Raw genomic sequence first — 21,457 nt, forward strand, 5'->3', positions numbered from 1 at the left:
AACTAGAAACTGTGGGCAATACGGAAGTTGAGCTGGTAGTCGCGTTCGAAGCCGCCGCGCACATTGAGGTCCTTGGCCAGCGCGACCTGGAACTGACTGGCCGCGCCGACCTGAGTGGCGTACAGCGCACGCCATTGATCGACCCGTGTACGGCTGCCGGTATCGACGCCATCCAGCTCCTGCTTGCCGCCATGCACCGTCGAGTAGCCAGCGGACACTCGCGAGCGACCATCAATGTGGTAGCTCAGCCAGTTGATCATCTGGTACGACTGCTGTTGCTTCAGGGTCTGGCTGCCATCGCCACCTTCGTTGTTGCGGCCATACCAGGTGACGTCGCCGATCCAGTCCCAGCTGAAATGCTCGCCCAGCCCTTGTACGTAACCGGCCTGCAGGATCCCCTTCCAGCGATTCTCCCCCAGGTTGAACACTTCATGTTTATCGTAGGTACCCAGTGGCACGACCACGAAGGGTGAAATGCCGAACCAGCGCTTTTGCGCCGGGTCGTTCACAAGCCACAGCGTCGCAGTGATCTGCGGATCGCCGACACCGCTGTTGCCCCGTATCGAGGCCCCCGCCAGGCGCGCATCATCGATGCGGCCGAACGGCACGACGACTTGTGGATCGATGGTGTAGCCCCACAGCTCGGCGAAATGCACGTAACGGAAGATGCCGATGTCCGAACGAAAGCGTGAGTGCCCGGCCACTTTATTGCCATGTTCGTCACGGTAGGTATCGGCGGAACTGTGCTGATAATACAGCAGCCCCAGGTCGGTCCCCGGCGGTGCCGCCACGTAGTCGCCCGGGTCCGCTTCGGCAGCGAAGGCACCTGAAGCAGTGGCACCTCCCGCAATTATCAGGGCGAACGCCGCCCCGGCCTTAGGTAGCTTGGCCATATCAGTCCTTATTGGTTGCACACAGGATGGTCAGAGAGATCAGTCGCTGTGTCCTGGCTGATAGAGGGCCATCAGGGGTAACAGTAGGCTGCGAAGGAAAGGCTACTGGAGAAGTGCTTATAGCCAAAATACTGTTGCGTCATATCTAAATAGACATAAGCGGCAGAGGCTTAGATCGCGATTACAGCCTGTTATTCATTTAAGGAATAATAAATAATAAATTACAACATTCTAGAAATAATCAAGCACCTGGCAGTATGCTTTGCTGGCTCGTCTTCAGTTGATGTTTTCCCATGTCCATTAAAGTCCTCTGGTACCTGAGTTTCGCCGACGGCCGTTTTCCCTGGTGCCCGGACGGCCTGCTCGACCTCGACAGCGAACGCTACGTAACGCTGGCCAAAACCATCGAAGCCTGCGGGTTCTATGGCGCGATGGTTGCCACCTGGCCGAACGATCCCCTGGTGAGCGCCGCCTTCGCCGCCAGCCATACCCGGCGCATCAAGTTCCTCGTTGCCACCTACGCGCGCATGACGCCGCCCAAGTTGCTGGCCCAGCAGATGCTCTCGTTCGACACGCTCAGCGGCGGCCGGTTGTTGCTCAACCTGATCAATGGCCGCGACAACATCATGCGCGCCTATGGGATCACCACGCCGCATGCAGAGCGTTACACCCTGGGCATCGACTACTGGCGCAAATTCTGTTTTTCATACAAGCAAGGGTCGCACTCCTGGTTTCCCAATACGCCGTTGCACCTGACGCCTTCGCAAGAAGACGGGGTGGAGTTATGGGGCACCGGCGACTCCCCCGCCGGGGTTGCCCACACGGCGGAGCTGGCGGATGTCTACCTGACGATGATGCGCGAGACGGCGGTGCTCAAACCCAAGTTCGACAACGCCCGGCTTGCTGCCGCAATTCACGGCCGGGCGCTCAAGGGCATGGGCGCCCTGGCCAGCGTCACCGTGCGCCAAAGCTGCGCCGAAGCGCTGGAATGCTTCTACGGCATGTTCGAAACCACGGGCGTCGATGTGCTGCGCGACAAGCTCAACGAGACCATTTTGCGGCGTACTGCGGGGCGCCAGGACTTCACTAGTTTCCAGGCTCCGGATGCACGCCGTCAGGGCTGGCTGGAGAGTTTGCGCAAGGGGCGCCTGCCCAGCCTCGAGGCGTTGCACCTCGAGGGCCATTTATATGCAGGCATCACCGCCTGGGCGCCGCTGGACATCTTCGGTAACGGCTCCTCTGCCACCTACTTCGTCGGCAGCGGCACGCAGATTGCCGAACAGATCCGCGGCTATCAGGCCGACCTTGGCCTCAGCGCCCTGATCCTCTCCGGCTGGCCCTTGATTGACGAAGCGCGTCAAACCGCGACCTGGTTGCTACCCGAGCTCACGCCCACTCTTTGCGCAGTTGCCGAGCAGCATTGACCATGTGCACCAGGGCCGCTTCGGTTTCCGGCCAGCCGCGGGTTTTCAGGCCGCAGTCGGGGTTGACCCACAAGCGCTCGGCGGGGATGCGCTGGGTGGCTTTGCGCAACAGATCAGCCATTTGCGCGACATCCGGAACCCGTGGCGAGTGGATGTCGTAGACCCCCGGGCCGATTTCGTTCGGGTAGGCGAACGCCTCGAACGCCTCCAGCAACTCCATGTCCGAACGCGAGGTTTCAATGGTGATGACGTCGGCATCCATCGCAGCAATGGCCTCGATGACATCGTTGAACTCGCTGTAGCACATGTGCGTGTGGATCTGGGTTTCGTCACGCACACCAGAGGCGCACAGGCGAAACACCTCGGTGGCCCAGTCCAGGTAAGGCTGCCATTGCGCCTGGCGCAGGGGCAGGCCTTCACGGAAAGCGGCTTCGTCGATCTGCACGATCCTGATACCCGCCGCCTCCAGATCGACCACTTCATCACGAATGGCCAGCGCCAACTGGCGAGCCTGCACCTCACGGCTCACGTCTTCCCGCGGGAACGACCACATCAGCATGGTCACCGGGCCCGTGAGCATGCCCTTCATGACTTTGTCAGTCAGGCCCTGGGCATAGCGGATCCATTCCACGGTCATGGCTTTCGGGCGGCTCAGGTCGCCGAAGATCACTGCGGGTTTTACACAGCGTGAACCATAGCTCTGGACCCAGCCAAAGCGGGTGAACAGGTACCCGTCCAGCTGCTCGGCGAAGTACTCGACCATGTCGTTGCGTTCTGCTTCACCGTGTACCAGCACGTCCAGGCCGAGGCGCTCCTGGATTTCAACGGCGTGGCGGATTTCGCTGTGCATCGCCTCGGTGTATTCAGCTTCAGTCAGCTTGCCTTGCTTGTACGACTGACGTGCCAGCCGGATTGCCGCGGTTTGCGGGAACGAGCCGATGGTGGTGGTCGGGAACAGCGGCAGGTCCAGCCCCGCGCGCTGCGTGGCGATACGGCTGGCAAACGCCGAGTGGCGCTGGCTGTCACCGGCGGTGATGGCCGCAACACGCGCCTGCACTGGCGGTTTGTGGATACGCGTCGAGGCAGCACGGCTGGCTTGCACCGCACGGCTCTGGCCCAGGGCCTCCAGCACCGGTTGCGCTTCCGGCTCGTTTACAGCGCGGGCGAGGATGGCAACCTCTTCGCATTTCTGTACGGCAAAGGCCAGCCAGCTTTTGAGCTCGGCATCCAGCTTGTCTTCACGCCCCAGGTCCACCGGGCTATGCAGTAGTGAGCAGGAAGGCGCAACCCACAGGCGCTCGCCCAGCCGCTCGTTGGCGTGCTGAAGCACCTCCAGGGCTTTTTCCAGGTCGCAGCGCCAGACGTTACGACCGTTGACCAGCCCCAGCGACAGAATCTTGTAGGCCGGCAGGCGATCGAGGATGGTCGGGTACTGATCAGGGGCACGCACCAGGTCGATGTGCAAGCCGTCCACTGGCAGGTTGGCCGCCAGACCCAGATTCTCTTCCAGGCCGCCAAAGTAGGTGGCCAGCAGCTTCTTCAGTGGGTCGCGCTGGATCTGGTTGTAGGCACGCTCGAAGGCATTCTTCCATTCCTGCGGCAGGTCGAGCACCAGGATCGGCTCGTCGATCTGCACCCACTCGACGCCTTGGGCTGCCAGGCGCTGGAAGATCTGGCCATACAGCGGCAACAGACGATCGAGCAGTTCGAGTTTGTCGAATGCCACGCCTTTGGCTTTGCCCAACCACAGGTAGGTCAGCGGTCCGATGATCACCGGCTTGACCGTGTGGCCCAATGCCTGGGCCTCTGCAACCTCTTCAAACAGTTGCTCCCAGCCCAGCTGGAACTGCTGGTCGGCGCTGAATTCCGGTACCAGGTAGTGGTAGTTGGTGTCGAACCACTTGGTCATTTCCTGCGCATGGGCACCACCGCAACAGCTGTCGCTGACGCCACGCGCCATGCCGAACAGCGTTTGCAGGGTGGCGTTGCCGTCGTGTGGACGGAAGCGCTCAGGGATCACGCCGAACATCAGCGAATGGGTCAACACCTGGTCGTACCAGGCGAAATCGCCCACCGGCAACAGCTCGATCCCGGCCTGTTTCTGCAGTGCCCAGTGCGTTTTGCGCAGTTCACTGCCCACCGCACGCAGGCCCGATTCATTGAGTTCGCCCTTCCAGAACGCCTCTTGGGCTTTCTTCAGTTCGCGATCGCGGCCAATGCGCGGGAATCCAAGGGAATGGGCCAATGCCATGACAAAACTCCAATTCGTTTAATGGAGCCATTGTCGGCAGGTCGCGATAGTGAGACAAACTCATTATTTTTTAGATCAACTCAAATATTCCTCATGATGCACAGCGCCTCGGCGATTGGTTCAGAAATTTCTGAACTGATTATTTGCAGTCAGCGATTCTTCCCGCCGCTGGCCCTCACCAGAATCGCGCCACGATAATCACAATAACCGTGAGGCCCCCTCGTGGACCCAATTCTCCAGAATCAGGTGCGCCAAGCCGCCGCCGATCTCGTCGACGCGTTTGCCAGCAACGACACCGCGCGCTACTTCGCCTGTTTCAGCGAAGACGCCAGCTTCCTCTTCCATACCCTCCCCGAGCCGCTGCTCTCGCGCCACGCCTATGAGCAGGTCTGGCAGCAATGGCAGGCCGAAGGCTTCGCCGTGCTCGGCTGCCGCTCCAGCAACGCCCAGGTCAGCCTGCAGGGTGATGTAGCGATCTTCATGCACGACGTCGCCACCCACATTCGCCTGGCGGGTGAAGAACACCAACTCGAAGAACGGGAAACCATTGTTTTCCGCCGCGAAGGCGAACGCTGGCTGGCCTGCCACGAGCACCTGTCGGTCGTCAGCCCCGCTTAACCTTTTTCAGCGGCATTGCCGCTACTGCCAACGCACCCAAAAAATGGTCCGCGCCTGAGCGACGGCCGACAACAATAGCGCTTGGAGCCCTACGATGACGCAATCGAGTGGTATCGAAACCAACGGTGTGGAACAGATCCCTGACGATCAACGCCACGCTACCCCAACCGACCTGTTCCGCCTGATCTTCGGCGGCGCCAACACATTCGCCACCGCTGTACTGGGCAGCTTCCCGGTATTGTTCGGGCTGTCTTTCGAGGCGGGCCTGTGGTCGATCATTCTCGGCGTCGCGGTCGGCGCCTTGATCCTCGCCCCGATGGGCCTGTTCGGTGCCCTCAACGGCACCAACAACGCGGTGTCGTCCGGTGCGCACTTTGGCGTGCACGGGCGCATCGTCGGCTCGTTCCTTTCGTTGCTGACCGCTGTGGCGTTCTTCTCGCTGTCGGTGTGGAGTTCCGGTGACGCCCTGGTCGGCGGCGCCAAGCGCCTGGTCGGCCTGCCCGAAACCGACCTGACCCTGGGCCTGGCCTACGGACTGTTCGCCATCCTGGTACTGATCGTCTGCATCTACGGCTTTCGCTTCATGCTGTGGGTCAACAAGGTCGCCGTCTCTGCCTCGAGCCTGCTGTTCCTGCTGGGCATCGTCGCGTTTGCCGGCCCGTTCGACACCCGCTTCGCCGGCAGCGTCAACCTCGGCCAGCCGGGCTTCTGGGCAGCCTTCATGGGCGCCGCCATTCTGGCCATGAGCAACCCGGTCTCGTTCGGTGCCTTCCTCGGTGACTGGTCGCGCTACATCCCGCGGCAAACCCCCAAGTCGCGGATCATGCTGGCGGTCATTGCGGCCCAGGCCGGTACCCTGATTCCGTTCCTGTTCGGCCTGTGCACCGCCACCCTGGTGGCCACCCAGGCACCGCAGTACATCGAGGCGAACAACTATGTCGGCGGCCTGCTGGCCATTTCGCCGACCTGGTTCTTCCTGCCGGTATGCCTGATTGCCGTCATCGGCGGTATGTCCACCGGCACCACCGCGCTGTATGGCACCGGCCTGGACATGTCCAGCGTGTTCCCGCGCCTGCTCAGCCGCGCCAGCGCGACGGTGCTGATCGGTGTCGCGGCCATCGCCTTCATCTTCATTGGCCGTTTCACCTTCAACCTGGTGCAGAGCGTGTCCACCTTCGCCGTGCTGATCATTACCTGCACCAGCCCGTGGATGGTGATCATGATTCTCGGCCTGATCACCCGCCGTGGCTTTTACCACGCCGATGACCTGCAAGTGTTCACCCGCGGCGAACGCGGCGGCCACTACTGGTTCCAGCACGGCTGGAACTGGCGTGGCATGGGCGCCTGGATCCCGAGCGCGGTGGTCGGCCTGTGCTTCGTCAACCTGCCCGGGCAGTTTGTCGGCCCGCTGGGCGACCTGGCCGGCGGCATCGACCTGAGCCTGCCGGTGACCCTCGGCCTGGCCGGCGCGCTGTACCTGACCCTGCTCAACCTTTTCCCTGAACCTGCTGGTGTCTACGGCCCTCGCGGTCCACGCTGGGTGCGCTGCAAAAGCGCCTCGAGCGTGCCGCTGAGCACTGCCGAGATGGCCTGACCGGAGCTATGCCATGACCACTCCTCATTACATCGACGGCCGCTGGGTCGAAGGCCAAGGCAGCGATTGCATTGCCGTCTTTGACCCGTCGCTGGGCCAACCCTTTGCCGAGCTCATCTCGGCCAGTACCGCTCAAGTCGACCAGGCCGTGGCCGCTGCCCGTCAGGCGCTGCCAGCCTGGAAGCGCACCAGTGCGGCCGAGCGTGCCACCTGCCTGCGTGGCTTTGCCACGCAACTGGGGCAACGCCGCGAAGCGCTGATTGCGCTGCAGATGCAGAACAACGGCAAGCCGCGTCACGAGGTTGAGATCGACCTGGATGATGCCATCGCCACCTTCAACTACTACGCCGATCTTGCCGAGCAGTTGCCACAGAAAAACCGCGATGTAGCACTGGCCGCGCCAGGCTTCAGTGCCCGCACCCGCCTTGAGCCGGTCGGCGTGGTCGGCCTGATCGTGCCGTGGAACTTCCCGCTGGTGACCAGTGCCTGGAAACTCGCTCCGGCGCTGGCCGCAGGTTGCACCGTGGTACTCAAGCCGTCCGAGGTCACGCCACTGATCGAGCAGGCCTACGGCCAGATCGCCGACGCCCTGGGCTTGCCTGCCGGCGTGCTCAACATCGTCAACGGCAAAGCCGAAACCGGCGCTGCGCTGAGCAACCATAACGGCCTGGACAAGCTGTCCTTTACCGGCAGCAATGGCGTTGGCAGCCAGGTCATGCGTAGCGCTGCAGAGCACTGTCGCCCTGTGACCCTGGAACTGGGTGGCAAGTCGGCGATCCTGGTATTCGATGACTGCGACCCGGATCAGGCCGTGGATTGGATCGTCGCCGGCATCACCTGGAATGCCGGGCAGATGTGTTCGGCGACCTCGCGCCTGCTGGTCCAGGGCGGCATTGCCGATATCCTGTTGCCACGCCTGCAAGCAGCACTGGAAAAATTCCGCGTGGGTAATCCACTGACCGAAGAAGTCGACATGGGCCCGCTGACCAGTCAGGCGCAGTGGCACAAAGTCGCCGGTTACTTCGACGTGGCTCGCGAAGAAGGCCTGCACTGCCTCACCGGCGGCCAGGTTGTGGACCGTGAAGGCTGGTTCGTCAGCCCGACGCTGTACACCGATGTGCCGACCGATAGCCGCCTGTGGACCGAGGAAATCTTTGGCCCGGTACTGTGCAGCCGTCGCTTCAGCAGCGAAGAAGAGGCGATTTCGCTGGCCAACGACAGCCGTTTCGGCCTGGTGGCCACCGTCTGTTCCAGCGACCTGGTGCGCGCCGAGCGCGTCGCCGATGCCCTGGAAGTCGGTCATGTCTGGATCAACTCGATCCAGGCGGTGTTCGTCGAAACCTCGTGGGGTGGCACCAAAGGCAGCGGTATCGGCCGCGAGCTCGGGCCTTGGGGGTTGTCGTCGTACCAGTCGGTGAAACATGTAACGCGCTGCCTCGGCTAAACACCTGCCACCGCTACGCGCTCGATCGCAGGCTTCGCCAGCTCCCACATCGGAAGCTGGCGCAGCCTACAATGCGCCCTGCAGCTTTTCGAACACACCTTCGCCCCCCTGGAAATATCCCGCCCACTAAAAAAGAGGACAAGCGGGGCTAGTCACTTTTTAAGTTGTACGATAACGTATCTCTACTCGAGTACCGCTGCGTCTTCCAATGTGTCTTACAGGGTGTTCTACAACAATGAATCCACAAGAACTGAAATCCATCCTCTCCCACGGCCTGCTGTCGTTTCCGGTTACCGACTTCAATGCGCAAGGCGACTTCAATCGCGCCGGTTACATCAAGCGCCTGGAATGGCTGGCCCCGTACGGCGCCAGCGCCCTGTTCGCCGCTGGCGGCACGGGCGAGTTTTTCTCCCTGGCTGCCAGTGAATACTCGGAAATCATCAAGACCGCCGTCGACACCTGCGCCACCAGCGTACCGATCCTCGCCGGCGTCGGCGGTTCGACCCGCCAGGCCATCGAATATGCTCAGGAAGCCCAGCGCCTGGGCGCCAAAGGCCTGCTGCTACTGCCGCATTACCTGACCGAAGCCAGCCAGGACGGCGTCGCCGCTCACGTTGAAGCGGTGTGCAAGTCGGTGGATATCGGCGTGGTGGTTTACAATCGCAACGTCTGCCGCCTCAATGCCGTGCAGCTGGAGCAATTGGCCGAGCGCTGCCCGAACCTGATCGGCTACAAGGATGGCCTGGGTGATATCGAGCTGATGGTGTCGATCCGTCGCCGCCTGGGTGAGCGCTTCTCGTACCTGGGAGGCCTGCCGACTGCAGAAGTCTATGCCGCGGCGTACAAGGCCCTGGGCGTGCCGGTGTACTCGTCGGCGGTGTTCAACTTCATCCCGAAAACCGCGATGGACTTCTACCACGCCATCGCCCGCGACGATCACGCCACCGTGGCCAAGATCATCGACGACTTCTTCCTGCCGTACCTGGACATCCGTAACCGCAAGGCAGGCTACGCCGTCAGCATCGTCAAGGCAGGGGCGAAGATCGCCGGTTACGACGCAGGCCCGGTACGCACGCCGCTCACCGACCTGACGCCAGACGAGTACGAAATGCTCGCGGCACTGATGGACAAGCAGGGTGCGCAATAACGCCTGACGCACCCACGCGACCACAGGTCGCCGGAGCCGAAGCCTGCCCCTTCGGCTCCCCAAAAACAGAACCCCGCACAAAAATAATTAGTGGGAGTACACCTGCATGCAAGCGACCAAAAAGACGCATGTACGCTACCTGATCCTGTTCATGCTGTTTGTCGTGACCACGATCAACTATGCCGACCGCGCGACCATCTCCATCGCAGGCTCGAGCTTGCAGAAGGACCTGGGCATCGATGCCATCACCCTTGGCTATATTTTCTCCGCATTCGGCTGGGCCTATGTCCTCGGGCAGATTCCCGGAGGCTGGCTGCTCGACCGCTTCGGCTCGAAAAAAATCTACGCACTGAGCATCTTCACCTGGTCGGCCTTCACCGTCCTGCAAGGCTTTGTCGGCTACCTGCCGGTGGCCAATGCAATCATTGCGCTGTTCATGCTGCGCTTTCTGGTCGGCTTCGCCGAAGCCCCGTCCTTCCCCGGTAATGCACGCATCGTAGCGGCGTGGTTTCCCACCGCTGAACGCGGCACCGCATCGGCCATTTTCAACTCCGCGCAATACTTCGCCACCGTGCTGTTCGCCCCGTTGATGGGCTGGATTGTCCACGCCTGGGGCTGGGAACACGTGTTCATCGTCATGGGCGTGCTCGGCATCCTGTTCTCCATCGCCTGGATGAAGTTGATCTACAACCCCAAAGAACACCCGATGATCAGTGCCGCCGAGCTTGAGCACATCGAGCAGAACGGCGGCCTGGTCGACATGGACAAACCGCGCCAGGCCGGCAGCAGCGGCCCGAAATGGGGCTACATCAAGCAGCTGCTCAGCAGCCGCATGATGCTCGGCATCTACCTGGGCCAGTACTGCATCAACGCCATCACCTACTTCTTCCTGACCTGGTTCCCGGTGTATCTGGTGCAGGAGCGCGGCATGTCGATCCTCAAGGCCGGCTTCATCGCCTCGCTGCCGGCTATCTGCGGCTTTGTCGGCGGCGTCCTCGGCGGGATCATCTCCGACCACCTGCTGCGTCGCGGCAACTCGCTGACTTTCGCCCGCAAGGCGCCGATCGTCATCGGCCTGCTGCTGTCGACCTCGATGATCATCTGCAACTATGTCGATGCCGAATGGATGGTGGTGGGCATCATGGCCCTGGCCTTCTTTGGCAAAGGCCTCGGTGCGCTGGGCTGGGCGGTGGTTTCCGACACATCGCCGAAGCAGATCGCCGGCCTGTCCGGCGGCATGTTCAACACCTTCGGCAACATCGCCTCGATCACCACGCCGATCATCATCGGCTACATCATCAGCGCCACCGGCTCGTTCAAATGGGCACTGGTGTATGTCGGTGCCAACGCCCTGGTCGCGGTGTTCAGCTACCTGGTGATCGTCGGTCCGATCAAGCGTATCGAATTGCGCGAAGATGCCAACAAGAACGGCAATGAGCACACACAGCCTGGCGCTGCCGCACTTGCCGAATCCCGCCGTTGAGTAAAACGCCTGCGGCCCCGGCCGCAGGCGTGCTGATCAGCCTGAACAAAGCACAAGAAGGGCCACCCCATGCACATGATCGAACACGCCGATTCACCCCGCTACGTGCGCCTGCACGAACAGGACAACGTTGTTGTCGTGGTGAATGATCAGGGTGTCGCTGAAGGCAGCCGCTTTGCCGACGGCCTGACGGTGACCGAAGGTATCCCCCAGAGCCACAAGGTCGCCCTGGTGAACATCGCCAAGGGCGAGCAGGTGGTGCGCTATGGCCAGGTAATCGGCTACGCGCTGCAAGACCTGGCACAAGGCAGCTGGGTAAAGGAAACCCAACTGGCCATGCCCTCGGCACCGCCGCTGGACAGCCTGCCGATGTCCGACGCCGTCCCCGCGCCCCTGCCGCCACTGGAGGGCTACACGTTCGAAGGCTACCGCAATGCCGACGGTACGGTCGGTACCCGCAACATCCTCGGCATCACCACCACCGTGCAATGCGTAACCGGCGTACTCGACCATGCCGTCAAACGCATTCGCGACGAGCTGCTGCCCAAGTACCCGCATGTCGACGACGTGGTGGCCCTGACCCACAGCTATGGCTGCGGCGTGGCCATCAATGCCCGCGATGCCTACATTCCGATCCGCACCGTGCGCAATCTCGCGCGCAACCCCAACCTGGGCGGCGAAGCCTTGGTCATCAGCCTCGGTTGCGAGAAGCTGCAGGCGGGCCAGGTGATGCACGAGAACGACGCCTCGGTCGACCTCAGCGAGCCCTGGTTATACCGTCTGCAGGACGCCAGCCACGGCTTTGCCGAGATGGTCGAGCAGATCATGGAACTGGCCGAAACCCGCCTGAAGAAACTCGACCAGCGCCGCCGCGAAACCGTCCCGGCCGCTGAGCTGATCCTAGGCATGCAGTGCGGGGGTAGCGATGCGTTTTCCGGCATCACCGCCAACCCGGCCCTGGGCTATGCCTCCGACCTGCTGATTCGCGCCGGGGCAACGGTGATGTTCTCGGAAGTCACCGAAGTGCGTGACGCCATCTACATGCTCACCTCCCGCGCCGAAACCCCGGAAGTCGCCGCCGCCCTGGTCCGCGAAATGGATTGGTACGACCAGTACCTGCAGCGCGGCGAGGCCGACCGCAGCGCCAACACCACACCCGGGAACAAGAAAGGCGGCCTGTCCAACATCGTTGAAAAGTCGCTGGGTTCGATCGTCAAATCCGGTAGCAGCGCCATCAATGGCGTACTCGGCCCGGGCGAACGCGTGGCCAGCAAGGGCCTGGTGTTCTGCGCCACCCCGGCCAGCGACTTTGTCTGCGGCACCTTGCAACTGGCCGCCGGGATGAACCTGCACGTGTTCACTACCGGTCGCGGCACGCCGTACGGGCTGGCCATGGCACCGGTGGTCAAGGTCTCGACCCGTACCGAGCTGGCCGAGCGCTGGCCCGACCTGATCGACATCGACGCCGGGCGCATTGCCACTGGCCGCGCCAGCATCGAAGAACTGGGCTGGGAGCTGTTCCACTACTACCTGGACGTGGCCAGCGGCCGCAAACAGACCTGGGCCGAACGTTACAAACTGCATAACGACATCACCCTGTTCAACCCGGCGCCCATTACCTGATGCCGGCCCCCCCAGCGCCCTCGCGGCGCTGGGGGTATTTGTACAGGCTCCAGCAAAGTCATGCGATGTCCGTCATCTAACCTCAATCACAGAACCCGGAGAGCCCCATGCCCACCGTTCTTGGTCATAACTTCATTGCCGGTACGCGCAGCGCGGCCGGTACACAGCCATTGAAAAGCCTCGACGCCAGCACGGGCCAGGCACTGCCCTTCACCTTCATTCAAGCCACCGAGCACGAAGTCGACAGCGCCGCCCGCGCCGCCGAATCGGCCTTTATCGAGTACCGGCAACTGAGCCCGCAACGTCGCGGCGAATTTTTGTTGGCCATCGCTGACGAACTGGATGCGCTGGGCGATGATTTTGTCGCCATCGTCTGCCAGGAAACCGCCCTGCCGGCTGCCCGTATCCAGGGCGAACGCGGTCGCACCAGCGGCCAGATGCGCCTGTTCGCCCAGGTTCTGCAACGTGGCGACTTTCTCGGCGCACGTATCGACCTCGCCCTGCCCGAGCGCAAGCCCCTGCCGCGCGTAGACCTGCGTCAGATGCGCATTGGCGTCGGCCCGGTGGCGGTATTCGGCGCCAGCAACTTCCCCCTGGCCTTTTCCACTGCAGGTGGCGACACCGCTGCAGCACTGGCAGCTGGCTGCCCGGTGGTGTTCAAGGCCCACAGCGGGCATATGGCCACCGCCGACCTGGTCGGCTGCGCAATAATCCGCGCCGCCGAGCGCACCGGCATGCCCAAGGGTGTGTTCAACATGATTTTCGGTGCTGGCGTGGGTGAGTACCTGGTCAAACATCCGGCAATCCAGGCCGTCGGCTTCACCGGTTCGCTCAGTGGCGGCAATGCCCTGTGTAAAATGGCTGCCGAACGTCCACAACCGATTCCGGTATTCGCCGAGATGTCGAGCATCAACCCGGTGATCCTGCTGCCGGATGCCCTGAGCCAGCGGAGCGAAACCGTCGCCCGCGAGCTGGCAGCATCGGTGGTCATGGGCTGTGGACAGTTCTGTACCAACCCGGGCCTGGTGCTCGGCGTCAGCTCGCCAGCCTTCAGCGCGTTCCAGGCCCAGCTTCAAGAGCAGATGGCCGCCCAGGCGCCGCAAACCATGCTCAACGCCGGCGGGCTGCGCAGCTACAGCAAAGGCCTTGAGCACCTGCAAGGGCATAGCGGGATCAGCCACCTCGCCGGTCAACCACAGGAAGGCAACCAGGCCCGCCCACAGCTGTTCAAGGCCGACGTTGCGCTACTGCTGAGCGGCGACGAACTGCTGCAGGAAGAGGTCTTTGGCCCCGCCACCATCATCGTCGAAGCACGTGATGACGCCGAGCTCAAGGCGGCCCTGCAAGGCTTGCGTGGTCAGTTGACCGCCACCCTGATCGGCGAGCCGGGCGACCTCCAGGCTTATCAGTGGCTGGTACCGCTGCTGGAGCAGAAGGTCGGGCGCATTCTGGTCAACGGTTACCCGACCGGTGTCGAGGTATGTGACGCCATGGTGCATGGCGGCCCTTACCCGGCCACCTCCGATGCCCGCGGCACGTCGGTGGGCACCTTGGCGATCGACCGTTTCCTGCGTCCGGTGTGCTACCAGAACTATCCTGAGGCCTTGCTCCCTGAGGCGCTGCGCAACAGCAATCCGCTGGGGCTCAAGCGTCTGGTCAATGGTGAGTGGTCGGCAGCTGCCATCGCTTGACGCGTACTCGGCATGCAAAAAGGCGCAGAGAGATCTGCGCCTTTTTTATTGACCCTATCGCCGCCTGGTGATCAAACGCTCTTCTCTTGGGCTTCAGCCTGCTCATGCGCCAGGCGCAATCGCTCGCGGCTGTTGGTCAGGTGCAGGCGCATCGCCGCACGGGCACCTTCGGCGTCCTGGCGGGCAATGGCCTCGTAGATGGCCTCATGCTCATGACTGAGCCGGCTCATGTAGTGTTGCTGGTCATCATGGGCCAGGCGCGCCGAGTTCAGCCGCGTGCGTGGAATGATGCTGGTACCCAGGTGAGTCATGATGTCGGTGAAGTAGCGGTTACCGGTGGCCATGGCGATTTGCAGGTGGAACTGGAAATCCGACGCCACTGCATCGCTGGCATGGGCCACGCTGTCGTTAAGGGCATCGAGCGCCTCGCGCATCGCGGCCAGCTGCTCGGTACTGCGGCGCACAGCGGCCAGGCCGGCGGACTCGACCTCCAGGCTGATACGTAACTCCAGCACCGCCAGTACTTCACGCAGGGTGACGATGGTCGCCGGGTCGATGCGAAAACCACTCGGGCTCGGAGTATCCAGCACAAAGGTGCCGATGCCGTGGCGAGTCTCCACCTGGCCGGCCGCCTGCAAGCGCGAGATCGCCTCGCGCACTACGGTGCGGCTGACCCCTTGCTCTTCCATGATGGCCGATTCGGTCGGCAGCTTGTCGCCACGCTTGAGGTGCCCGTCGCGGATGCGTTCGGTGAGGATGGTCACCAATTCCTGCGCCAGGCTACGGGGCTTTCTGCGGGCGCGTGGCAGTGCGCTCTGGTCTTTCATATCGAACGTTTGTCCCGAATGTTCTTCAACCCGGATCATAGCGCAATTGGTTGTACGATCACATGCGCCCGGCTTATTCCGCCGTCCTCAGGCGATAGGCCTTGCGATTGGCGCCGCGGGCAAAACACACGAACAGTGCGGCCATGATCGCCAGCGCCATCGGCAGACCGTGCGGGGCAACATCCATCGCTGCACCACTGACCAGAGGGCCGACCAGGCTGCCGACACCCCACAATAGCCCGACACTGGCATTGGCGGTGACCAGGTCCTGCCCTTTGAACTGCTGCCCGATCAGCACCAACGCCAGGGTATAAACCCCGCCGGCCACCGCACCCAGCACCACCAGTGCCGGCCACAGCAACCACTGCACCTGCAACAGCCAGGGCAAGGCCAGGCCGATCAGCATCGCCACCACACCGCAGACCAGGTGCACCAGGGTCCGCTCACTGCGGTCGGCCAACCAGCCCAGCGGCAGCTGAAACAGCATGTCGCCGGTCAGGATCACCGTCACCATCAACGCCGCTACGCCCACGGCAAAACCATGGCTGGAGGCGTACACCGGCATCAACGACAGCACCACCGCATCGAAGAACGAGAAGAACAGCACGGCCATGCACAAGGCAGGTGCAACGCGGAAGAAGCCGGCCAGAGAGAAGCTCTTTTCGCCTTCTTCGCCGTGCTCAACGTGATCGTCTGGAACCGTCAGCATGATGCACACCAGCGCCAGGCCATAACAGCCGGTCACCACCGCAGTCACCCAGATGCTCTGCGCCCCTAGCAGCGCCAGCATCGCCGGGCCAAGCATCTGGAAGCCTGTGAACGCCGTGGCATACAGCGCCATGATCTTGCCGCGGTTGTGCTCGGGGCTCAGTTCATTGACCCAGGATTCGCCGAGGATGATCGCGATGCCCATGCCGATCCCCAGCCCCAGGCGCAGCAGGCCGAGCAGGTAGACGGAGGAAAACGCCCACTCCAGCAGGCCGATGCTCAAGGTGCACAAGCCAAAGCACAGCAGGTAAATGGTGCGTCGGGTCAGGTGGCGGCAGCAGGCATCGACCATGAACGCCGAGAGCATCATGCCCGCTGCCGGGATGGCCGAAAGAATACCGATCTGCAGAGTACTGGCCCCCGCCTCGAGCAGACGCAACGACACCAGGGGCAGGCTCGCACCGAGACTGAAACCGACAACCGACACCGCGAACAACAGGCCCGCCAGAAAACGCTTGTTCATCACCACTCCACAACCGCCGCCCGGGCGCAACATCGCGACGACATTGCCCCGGACGCGCGCAAACACGACCGAAAAAATTCAGATGTACAAAGGCTCGGCCACGGCAGGAAGCCGGGCACGCAGCAGCCTGATCAGTGGGCGCGGACGGGTGGGGAGAAGGTGAAGGCGAACAGCACGCTGCGCCGACGCTTGAGCACGGTGTCGCTCGGCCAATCGCAGCAACGGGTCAGGATGACCGGCTGGCGTTGCGCGAATGTAAGGCTGAAGCGGCTCATACGTCGGTTACACAGGAAAGAATGGGCGGCACTCTAGGAGAACCCATGCCACCCGTCAATAGCTCTAGCTTGAGGCCTCAGCGCTTTCCGGTAGACGGTAGCAGGATGGCCAGCAGACCGAACAGCGGCAGATAGGAGCAAATGCTGTAGACATACTCGATGCCCTTGAAGTCAGCGAGGTAGCCGAGCAACGCCGCACCGATACCGCCAAAGCCGAACATCAGGCCGAAGAATATCCCGGCGATCATGCCGACATTGCCCGGTACCAGCTCCTGGGCATACACCACGATGGCCGAGAACGCCGAGGCCAGAATAAAGCCGATGATCACACTGAGGACGCTGGTCCAGAACAGGTCCGCATAAGGCAGCGCCAGGGTGAACGGGGCAACACCGAGAATCGAAAACCAGATCACCGCTTTACGCCCGATACGGTCACCGATCGGCCCGCCAAAGAAGGTGCCCGCCGCTACCGCGCCAAGAAACAGGAACAGGTGCAACTGTGAGCTGCCCACCGACAGGTCGAACTTCTCGATCAGGTAGAAGGTGTAATAGCTGGTCAGGCTGGACATGTAGAAGTATTTGGAAAATACCAGCAGGCCCAGCACCACCAAGGCGCCGATAACCCGCCCGCGCGACAGCCCGTGGGTGGCCGCCTGGCCGGCTTTGGCCTTGAACAGGTTCAGGTGCTCACGGTACCAGCGGCTCAGGCCATAGGTCACCAGCACCGCGAAGATCGCGAACAGCCCGAACCAGACCACATTGCCCTGCCCGAACGGAATGATGATCGCCGCCGCCAGCAGCGGGCCCAGCGCCGAGCCGGCATTACCGCCAACCTGGAACGAGGACTGCGCCAGCCCGTAGCGTCCGCCCGAAGCCAGGCGGGCAATACGCGAGGTTTCCGGGTGGAAGGTCGACGAGCCGATACCGACCAACGCCGCGGCCAGCAAAATCATCGGGAAGCTGCCGACATACGCCAGCATGACGATCCCCACCAGGGTGCACAGCGTGCCCAACGGCAGCAGGTTCGGCATTGGCTTGCGGTCGGTATAAAAGCCCACCCAGGGTTGCAGCAATGAAGCGGTGATCTGGAAGGTCAGAGTAATCATGCCCACTTGGGCAAAGCTCAGCCCGTAGTTGGCCTTGAGCAGGGGGTAGATCGACGGTAGCACCGCCTGAATCAGGTCGTTGATCAGGTGCGCCAGGGCACAGGCGGCAATGATCCGCATGACCAGCGGACTGCTCTGGGCAGTGGCGCTCTGGGTGGATGAAGTTGACGCGACACTGCTCACAGCCATGACTAGGACATCCGTCGGTGGGTTGGGATCCAATTATCCAGAATTCGTTAGCAAGCGCACTATTCTTTTCGACAAGCGTGCAGATGACGTGCTTGTTAATAATTCTCAATAGCTTTAGCATCTTTTCGGATTGAACCACACCGACGCGGCCTCATTGCACGCCGAAACAAGACCGATCCTCTATGAATCCATCGCCCGCTCCCGCTCAACCTGCCGAATCAGACGACCGCGAACAACAGGCCCTCGACTGGTTCAGCCGCCTGCGTGCCGACAACCTGAACCCTGACGAGCGTCGGGCGTTCGAACACTGGCTCGAGGCCCCTGCGAACGCGCGGACCTTTGCCGAGGTCCAGCTCTTCTGGCAACAGCTGCAGGCTCCCCCACGCCGTGCGCGTCGGGCCCCGCCGCGCACGGTTGCGCGCGCCTGGCGAGGTTGGGCGGTAGCGGCCGCTGTGCTGTTGATCGGTGGGCTGGTGCTACTGGCGCAGTGGCCTGCGGTGCAACGGGCGAACAGCAATGTCGCAACGGCGCCCGGTGAACGACGGCAGGTGCAGTTGGCCGACGGCTCCCGCTTGACCCTCGATAGCGCCAGCGCCGTGGACGTCGACCTGCGCGGCCCGGTGCGCAAGGTGCGACTGGTCCAGGGGCAGATGTACATCGAGGTTATCCGCGATGGTCGGCCGTTTGTCGTCGATATCGATGAGGCCCAGGTGCAGGTACTGGGTACGCGTCTTTCAGTCAGTCGGGGCCACGACCACAACGAAGTGGTCCTGCTCAAAGGCAACGTCGAGGTCAGCAGCAATGGCGACAAGCGCCTGCTCGCCGCCGGCCAGCGCCTGACCTTCAATGGCAGCCGCCTGGATCAGGTCGAAAAGGTCGATGCCGAGCGCTTCCTGGCTTGGCGAGAAGGACAACTGCGGGTCAGCGAAATGCCGCTTCGAGAAGTACTGCAGAAACTGGCCGACTACCAGGGGACACGCCTGTTGCTGCTCGACGACCAGGCGGGACAAAAACGGGTCAGCGGCAGCTTCAACCTCGACCAGGCCAGCACCGCGTTCGAAGCCCTGATCAGCAGCCAACAGTTGAAAGCCAACCACCTGGCAGGACAACTGATCATCGTTCGCTGAGACGACGGCCCTCGAAAAATGGCGTCTGAACCCCTGAAATGGCTAAGCGGTTGATCGTTCGATAATTTTTTTTGAAAAAGAGTGTTGACAGCAATCCGTTTCGAGCGAATAATGCGCGCCACTTGGCTACATAGCTCAGTTGGTTAGAGCATAGCATTCATAATGCTGGGGTCCGGGGTTCAAGTCCCTGTGTAGCCACCAAGTACTAAAAAGGGCTTACCGCAAGGTAAGCCCTTTTTTCTTGCCTACGTTTTTATACCGCCCTCTCACACCCCATTCCCACCTCAACGCGCACTGGCAAATACCACCGCCAGCCCGAGCCCGATGAGCGCCACGCCAATCACCCGATCGACCAGCCGTTGACGCTCCAGCATGGCTCGGCGCAGCGCTGAGTGAGAGAAAAACACCGCGACCAGGCTGAACCACAGCCAATGGGCAAAGGACATGAATGCGCCGTAGGCAAAATCGGTCGTCAGCGCACTGCCCGGCTGCACCACCTGGGTATAGGCGCTGATCACGAACAGCATGGTCTTGGGGTTGAGTGCATTGGTCAGAAAGCCTGCACGAAAAGCCGCACCCACACCGGCTCCGCTATCGACGTCAGCGCCTGTGAGTGCGGTCTGCGTGGTATTGGTCAACGACCGGTAGCCCAGGTAAATCAGATACCCCGCACCTAGCACCTTCATCAGCAGGAACAGCGCCGGGGTCTGGCTGATGACCAGGGCAATACCCAGCACCGTGTACAGCACATGCACCTGCACACCCAGCGCGATACCCAGTGCTGCAGACAAACCGGCGCGACGCCCGGCGCTGTAACTGCTGCGGGTGACCAGCGCGAAGTCGGCGCCCGGGCTGATGACCGCCAGGACCGTGAATAGGGCTACGGCAATGAGTTCGTTCAAGTAAAGCACCTCGATCTGCTAGGAAAAAGAACAGATAGCTCTGTAGTGCCTAATTATCGAAAGCTGCATGCCGGTTAAAAAGCGATTTATAGTGAGCGAAATCCGCTAGTTTTTCTCACAGATATGAAGCTGCCCTCCCTTTGCGCCTTCCGTTACTTCGACGTCGCCGCCCAGACGCAAAGCTTTGTGCGCGCCGCCGAACTGCTCAACGTCACCCACGGCGCCGTGAGCCGCCAGGTGCGCCAGCTTGAGGAGTCGCTTGGCGTGCAATTGTTCGAGCGGCGAAACCGCGCAATTTTCCTCACCCCGGCGGGCCGCGCCTTGCAGGGCACCACCCTGTCGGTGTTCGAACAACTGGAAACCGCGGTGCATCGCGTGCAACAGCAGGCCAAAGAGAACGTACTGGTGCTGTCCTGTGAGCCGACCATCGCGATGAAATGGCTGATCCCCCGGCTGCCAGCGTTTCATGCCGCCCACCCGGACATTCAGCTGCACCTGGTCGCGGCGGGCGGCCCTATCGACTTCGCCCGCAGCGGTGTCGACCTGGCCCTGCGCCGCGATGACTTTCATTGGGGGCCCGACCTGCACAGCGTGAAGATCTGCGACGAATGGGTGGGGCCGGTGTGCAGCACACAGCAGGCCTTGCCCACGTACAATCTGCAGGGCATGCGCCTGCTGCACAGCGCCTCACGGCCAGCGGCGTGGAACACCTGGCTGCGCCTTACCGGCGAATCGGCCAACGGCGCCACCCGCGCCGATTACGAACATTTCTACCTGTGCATCCAGGCCGCTGCCGCCGGTCTGGGTGTGGCAATGGCGTCATTTCTGATGGTTCAGGACGAAATTGATGGCGGCCAGCTGCACGCCCCGCGCAGCTTTGTGCAGGACCAGTCGGCGTACCACCTGATCTGCCCGCAGCCGCTGCTCGCCAACGAGCACTACCAGCGCTTCGCAACGTGGGTCAGCGCGCAAGCCGAAGCCTGCCTGGCTCACTTGCTCTGAGGCCTGCCGGCGCCCGGCAAGGCGCAAAAGGATGAGCCTGCACTGAAATCGCCACCCCAGGTGCGAAACCCGGCCGTGTCGATATGAATGCGCCCCGACGGGTAACGGCCCAGGCCCATGTTCCAAGCCTTGCCTTGCGTCTGCCAGAACTGGCACAGCGGATTGGGATCGGCCCACGACGGCAGCAACACATCGACGGCAAACGCCCGGGTGTGGGCGCTGTCGACAGCGCCTCCGGCGCAGCGGTTGAGCGCTGGATTGCGATAGGCAGAGACCACCTCATAACGCGGCAGCACGCCGCGGTCGGTCAGGGTCTTGAGCAATTGCAAAGTTGAGCGTACCGCAGGCCACTGTGCGACCGGCGCTACCGCAAAGGGCTGCGCCGAGCACTGGCGCCAGTCACTGGCCGAACGCAGCAACTGATGGATCGGCACGATGCCGTACAGCCGCGCGTCGACCAGCATCTGGCGAAACGTTCGGGTTTCATGGTCGCCTGCCCACTGGGCAAACAGGTACAGGTCACGCTCATCGGCGTACACCTGTGCGCTGGACAACAGCGTAAGGAGAACCCCTACGCCAGTAACCGCCCTCCACGCTGCCATCAGCCTCACTCCTTCCCTGCCTTGGGCC

Annotated in this window: 17 protein-coding genes and 1 tRNA gene; 11 read left to right on the forward strand and 7 right to left on the reverse strand. The window is 62.2% G+C overall.

Annotated features, from left to right (window positions below):
- Positions 1-2: 2 nt before the first annotated feature.
- Positions 3-893 (reverse strand): transporter, encoded by an 891-nt coding sequence (locus DM813_RS07685; RefSeq protein WP_128322807.1) that lies wholly within the window; start codon positions 891-893, stop codon positions 3-5.
- Between the two features lie 293 nt (positions 894-1,186).
- On the opposite strand from DM813_RS07685, the gene DM813_RS07690 reads away from it, so the two are divergent.
- Positions 1,187-2,317 carry an LLM class flavin-dependent oxidoreductase gene (locus DM813_RS07690; protein ID WP_128322808.1) on the forward strand — a complete coding sequence of 377 codons (1,131 nt, stop codon included), beginning with the start codon at positions 1,187-1,189 and terminating at the stop codon, positions 2,315-2,317.
- On the opposite strand, the gene metE is transcribed toward DM813_RS07690, so the two are convergent.
- Positions 2,280-4,568 (reverse strand): 5-methyltetrahydropteroyltriglutamate--homocysteine S-methyltransferase, encoded by a 2,289-nt coding sequence (metE, locus tag DM813_RS07695; RefSeq protein WP_128322809.1) that lies wholly within the window; start codon positions 4,566-4,568, stop codon positions 2,280-2,282. The genes DM813_RS07690 and metE overlap by 38 nt on opposite strands.
- A 231-nt stretch (positions 4,569-4,799) precedes the next feature.
- Between metE and DM813_RS07700 the strand changes: the two genes are divergently transcribed.
- The 7 genes from DM813_RS07700 to DM813_RS07730 all read left to right on the forward strand — a co-directional run bounded on the left by DM813_RS07700 (position 4,800) and on the right by DM813_RS07730 (position 14,168).
- On the forward strand, positions 4,800-5,186 hold the full coding sequence (locus tag DM813_RS07700) for a nuclear transport factor 2 family protein (protein ID WP_241653151.1): 387 nt from the start codon (positions 4,800-4,802) through the stop codon (positions 5,184-5,186).
- 94 nt (positions 5,187-5,280) lie between these two features.
- Positions 5,281-6,780 carry a purine-cytosine permease family protein gene (locus DM813_RS07705; RefSeq protein ID WP_128322810.1) on the forward strand — a complete coding sequence of 500 codons (1,500 nt, stop codon included), beginning with the start codon at positions 5,281-5,283 and terminating at the stop codon, positions 6,778-6,780.
- Positions 6,781-6,793: 13 nt separating this feature from the next.
- Positions 6,794-8,224 carry an aldehyde dehydrogenase family protein gene (locus DM813_RS07710; RefSeq protein ID WP_128322811.1) on the forward strand — a complete coding sequence of 477 codons (1,431 nt, stop codon included), beginning with the start codon at positions 6,794-6,796 and terminating at the stop codon, positions 8,222-8,224.
- Positions 8,225-8,459: 235 nt separating this feature from the next.
- Positions 8,460-9,371 carry a 5-dehydro-4-deoxyglucarate dehydratase gene (gene kdgD / locus DM813_RS07715; protein ID WP_128322812.1) on the forward strand — a complete coding sequence of 304 codons (912 nt, stop codon included), beginning with the start codon at positions 8,460-8,462 and terminating at the stop codon, positions 9,369-9,371.
- A gap of 106 nt (positions 9,372-9,477) precedes the next feature.
- Entirely contained in the window at positions 9,478-10,854 is a 1,377-nt protein-coding gene (locus DM813_RS07720) for an MFS transporter (RefSeq protein ID WP_128322813.1), read from the forward strand.
- A 69-nt stretch (positions 10,855-10,923) separates the two neighbouring features.
- The gene (gene garD / locus DM813_RS07725) at positions 10,924-12,477 is read left to right on the forward strand and encodes a galactarate dehydratase (protein ID WP_128322814.1); all 1,554 of its coding nucleotides are present in this window, start codon (positions 10,924-10,926) and stop codon (positions 12,475-12,477) included.
- Between the two features lie 107 nt (positions 12,478-12,584).
- Entirely contained in the window at positions 12,585-14,168 is a 1,584-nt protein-coding gene (locus DM813_RS07730; protein WP_128322815.1) for an aldehyde dehydrogenase (NADP(+)), read from the forward strand.
- A 71-nt stretch (positions 14,169-14,239) separates the two neighbouring features.
- Here DM813_RS07730 and DM813_RS07735 read toward each other — a convergent pair whose 3' ends face one another.
- The 3 genes from DM813_RS07735 to DM813_RS07745 all read right to left on the reverse strand — a co-directional run bounded on the left by DM813_RS07735 (position 14,240) and on the right by DM813_RS07745 (position 17,796).
- On the reverse strand, positions 14,240-14,995 hold the full coding sequence (locus DM813_RS07735; protein WP_128322816.1) for a FadR/GntR family transcriptional regulator: 756 nt from the start codon (positions 14,993-14,995) through the stop codon (positions 14,240-14,242).
- 73 nt (positions 14,996-15,068) lie between these two features.
- Positions 15,069-16,226, reverse strand: a complete 1,158-nt coding sequence (locus tag DM813_RS07740) for an MFS transporter (RefSeq protein ID WP_128322817.1) — start codon at positions 16,224-16,226, stop codon at positions 15,069-15,071.
- A gap of 352 nt (positions 16,227-16,578) precedes the next feature.
- Positions 16,579-17,796 (reverse strand): MFS transporter, encoded by a 1,218-nt coding sequence (locus tag DM813_RS07745; protein ID WP_128322818.1) that lies wholly within the window; start codon positions 17,794-17,796, stop codon positions 16,579-16,581.
- 182 nt (positions 17,797-17,978) lie between these two features.
- Between DM813_RS07745 and DM813_RS07750 the strand changes: the two genes are divergently transcribed.
- Together DM813_RS07750 and DM813_RS07755 are read left to right on the forward strand one after the other, a co-directional pair.
- Complete coding sequence (locus tag DM813_RS07750; RefSeq protein WP_128322819.1) at positions 17,979-18,923, forward strand: FecR family protein; 945 nt, start codon at positions 17,979-17,981, stop codon at positions 18,921-18,923.
- Between the two features lie 124 nt (positions 18,924-19,047).
- A tRNA-Met gene (locus tag DM813_RS07755) sits at positions 19,048-19,124 on the forward strand.
- Positions 19,125-19,207: 83 nt separating this feature from the next.
- On the opposite strand, the gene DM813_RS07760 is transcribed toward DM813_RS07755, so the two are convergent.
- Entirely contained in the window at positions 19,208-19,825 is a 618-nt protein-coding gene (locus tag DM813_RS07760) for a LysE family transporter (RefSeq protein ID WP_128322820.1), read from the reverse strand.
- Between the two features lie 123 nt (positions 19,826-19,948).
- Between DM813_RS07760 and DM813_RS07765 the strand changes: the two genes are divergently transcribed.
- Positions 19,949-20,827 (forward strand): LysR substrate-binding domain-containing protein, encoded by an 879-nt coding sequence (locus DM813_RS07765; protein WP_128322821.1) that lies wholly within the window; start codon positions 19,949-19,951, stop codon positions 20,825-20,827.
- Here DM813_RS07765 and DM813_RS07770 read toward each other — a convergent pair.
- A complete protein-coding gene (locus DM813_RS07770) occupies positions 20,815-21,429 on the reverse strand; it encodes a YcbK family protein (protein ID WP_128322822.1) in 615 nt (204 codons plus the stop codon). The genes DM813_RS07765 and DM813_RS07770 overlap by 13 nt on opposite strands.
- Between the last annotated feature and the right edge of the window lie 28 nt (positions 21,430-21,457).

The organism is Pseudomonas alkylphenolica, from assembly GCF_004025535.1.
Classification (GTDB): Bacteria; Pseudomonadota; Gammaproteobacteria; order Pseudomonadales; family Pseudomonadaceae; genus Aquipseudomonas; species Aquipseudomonas alkylphenolica_A.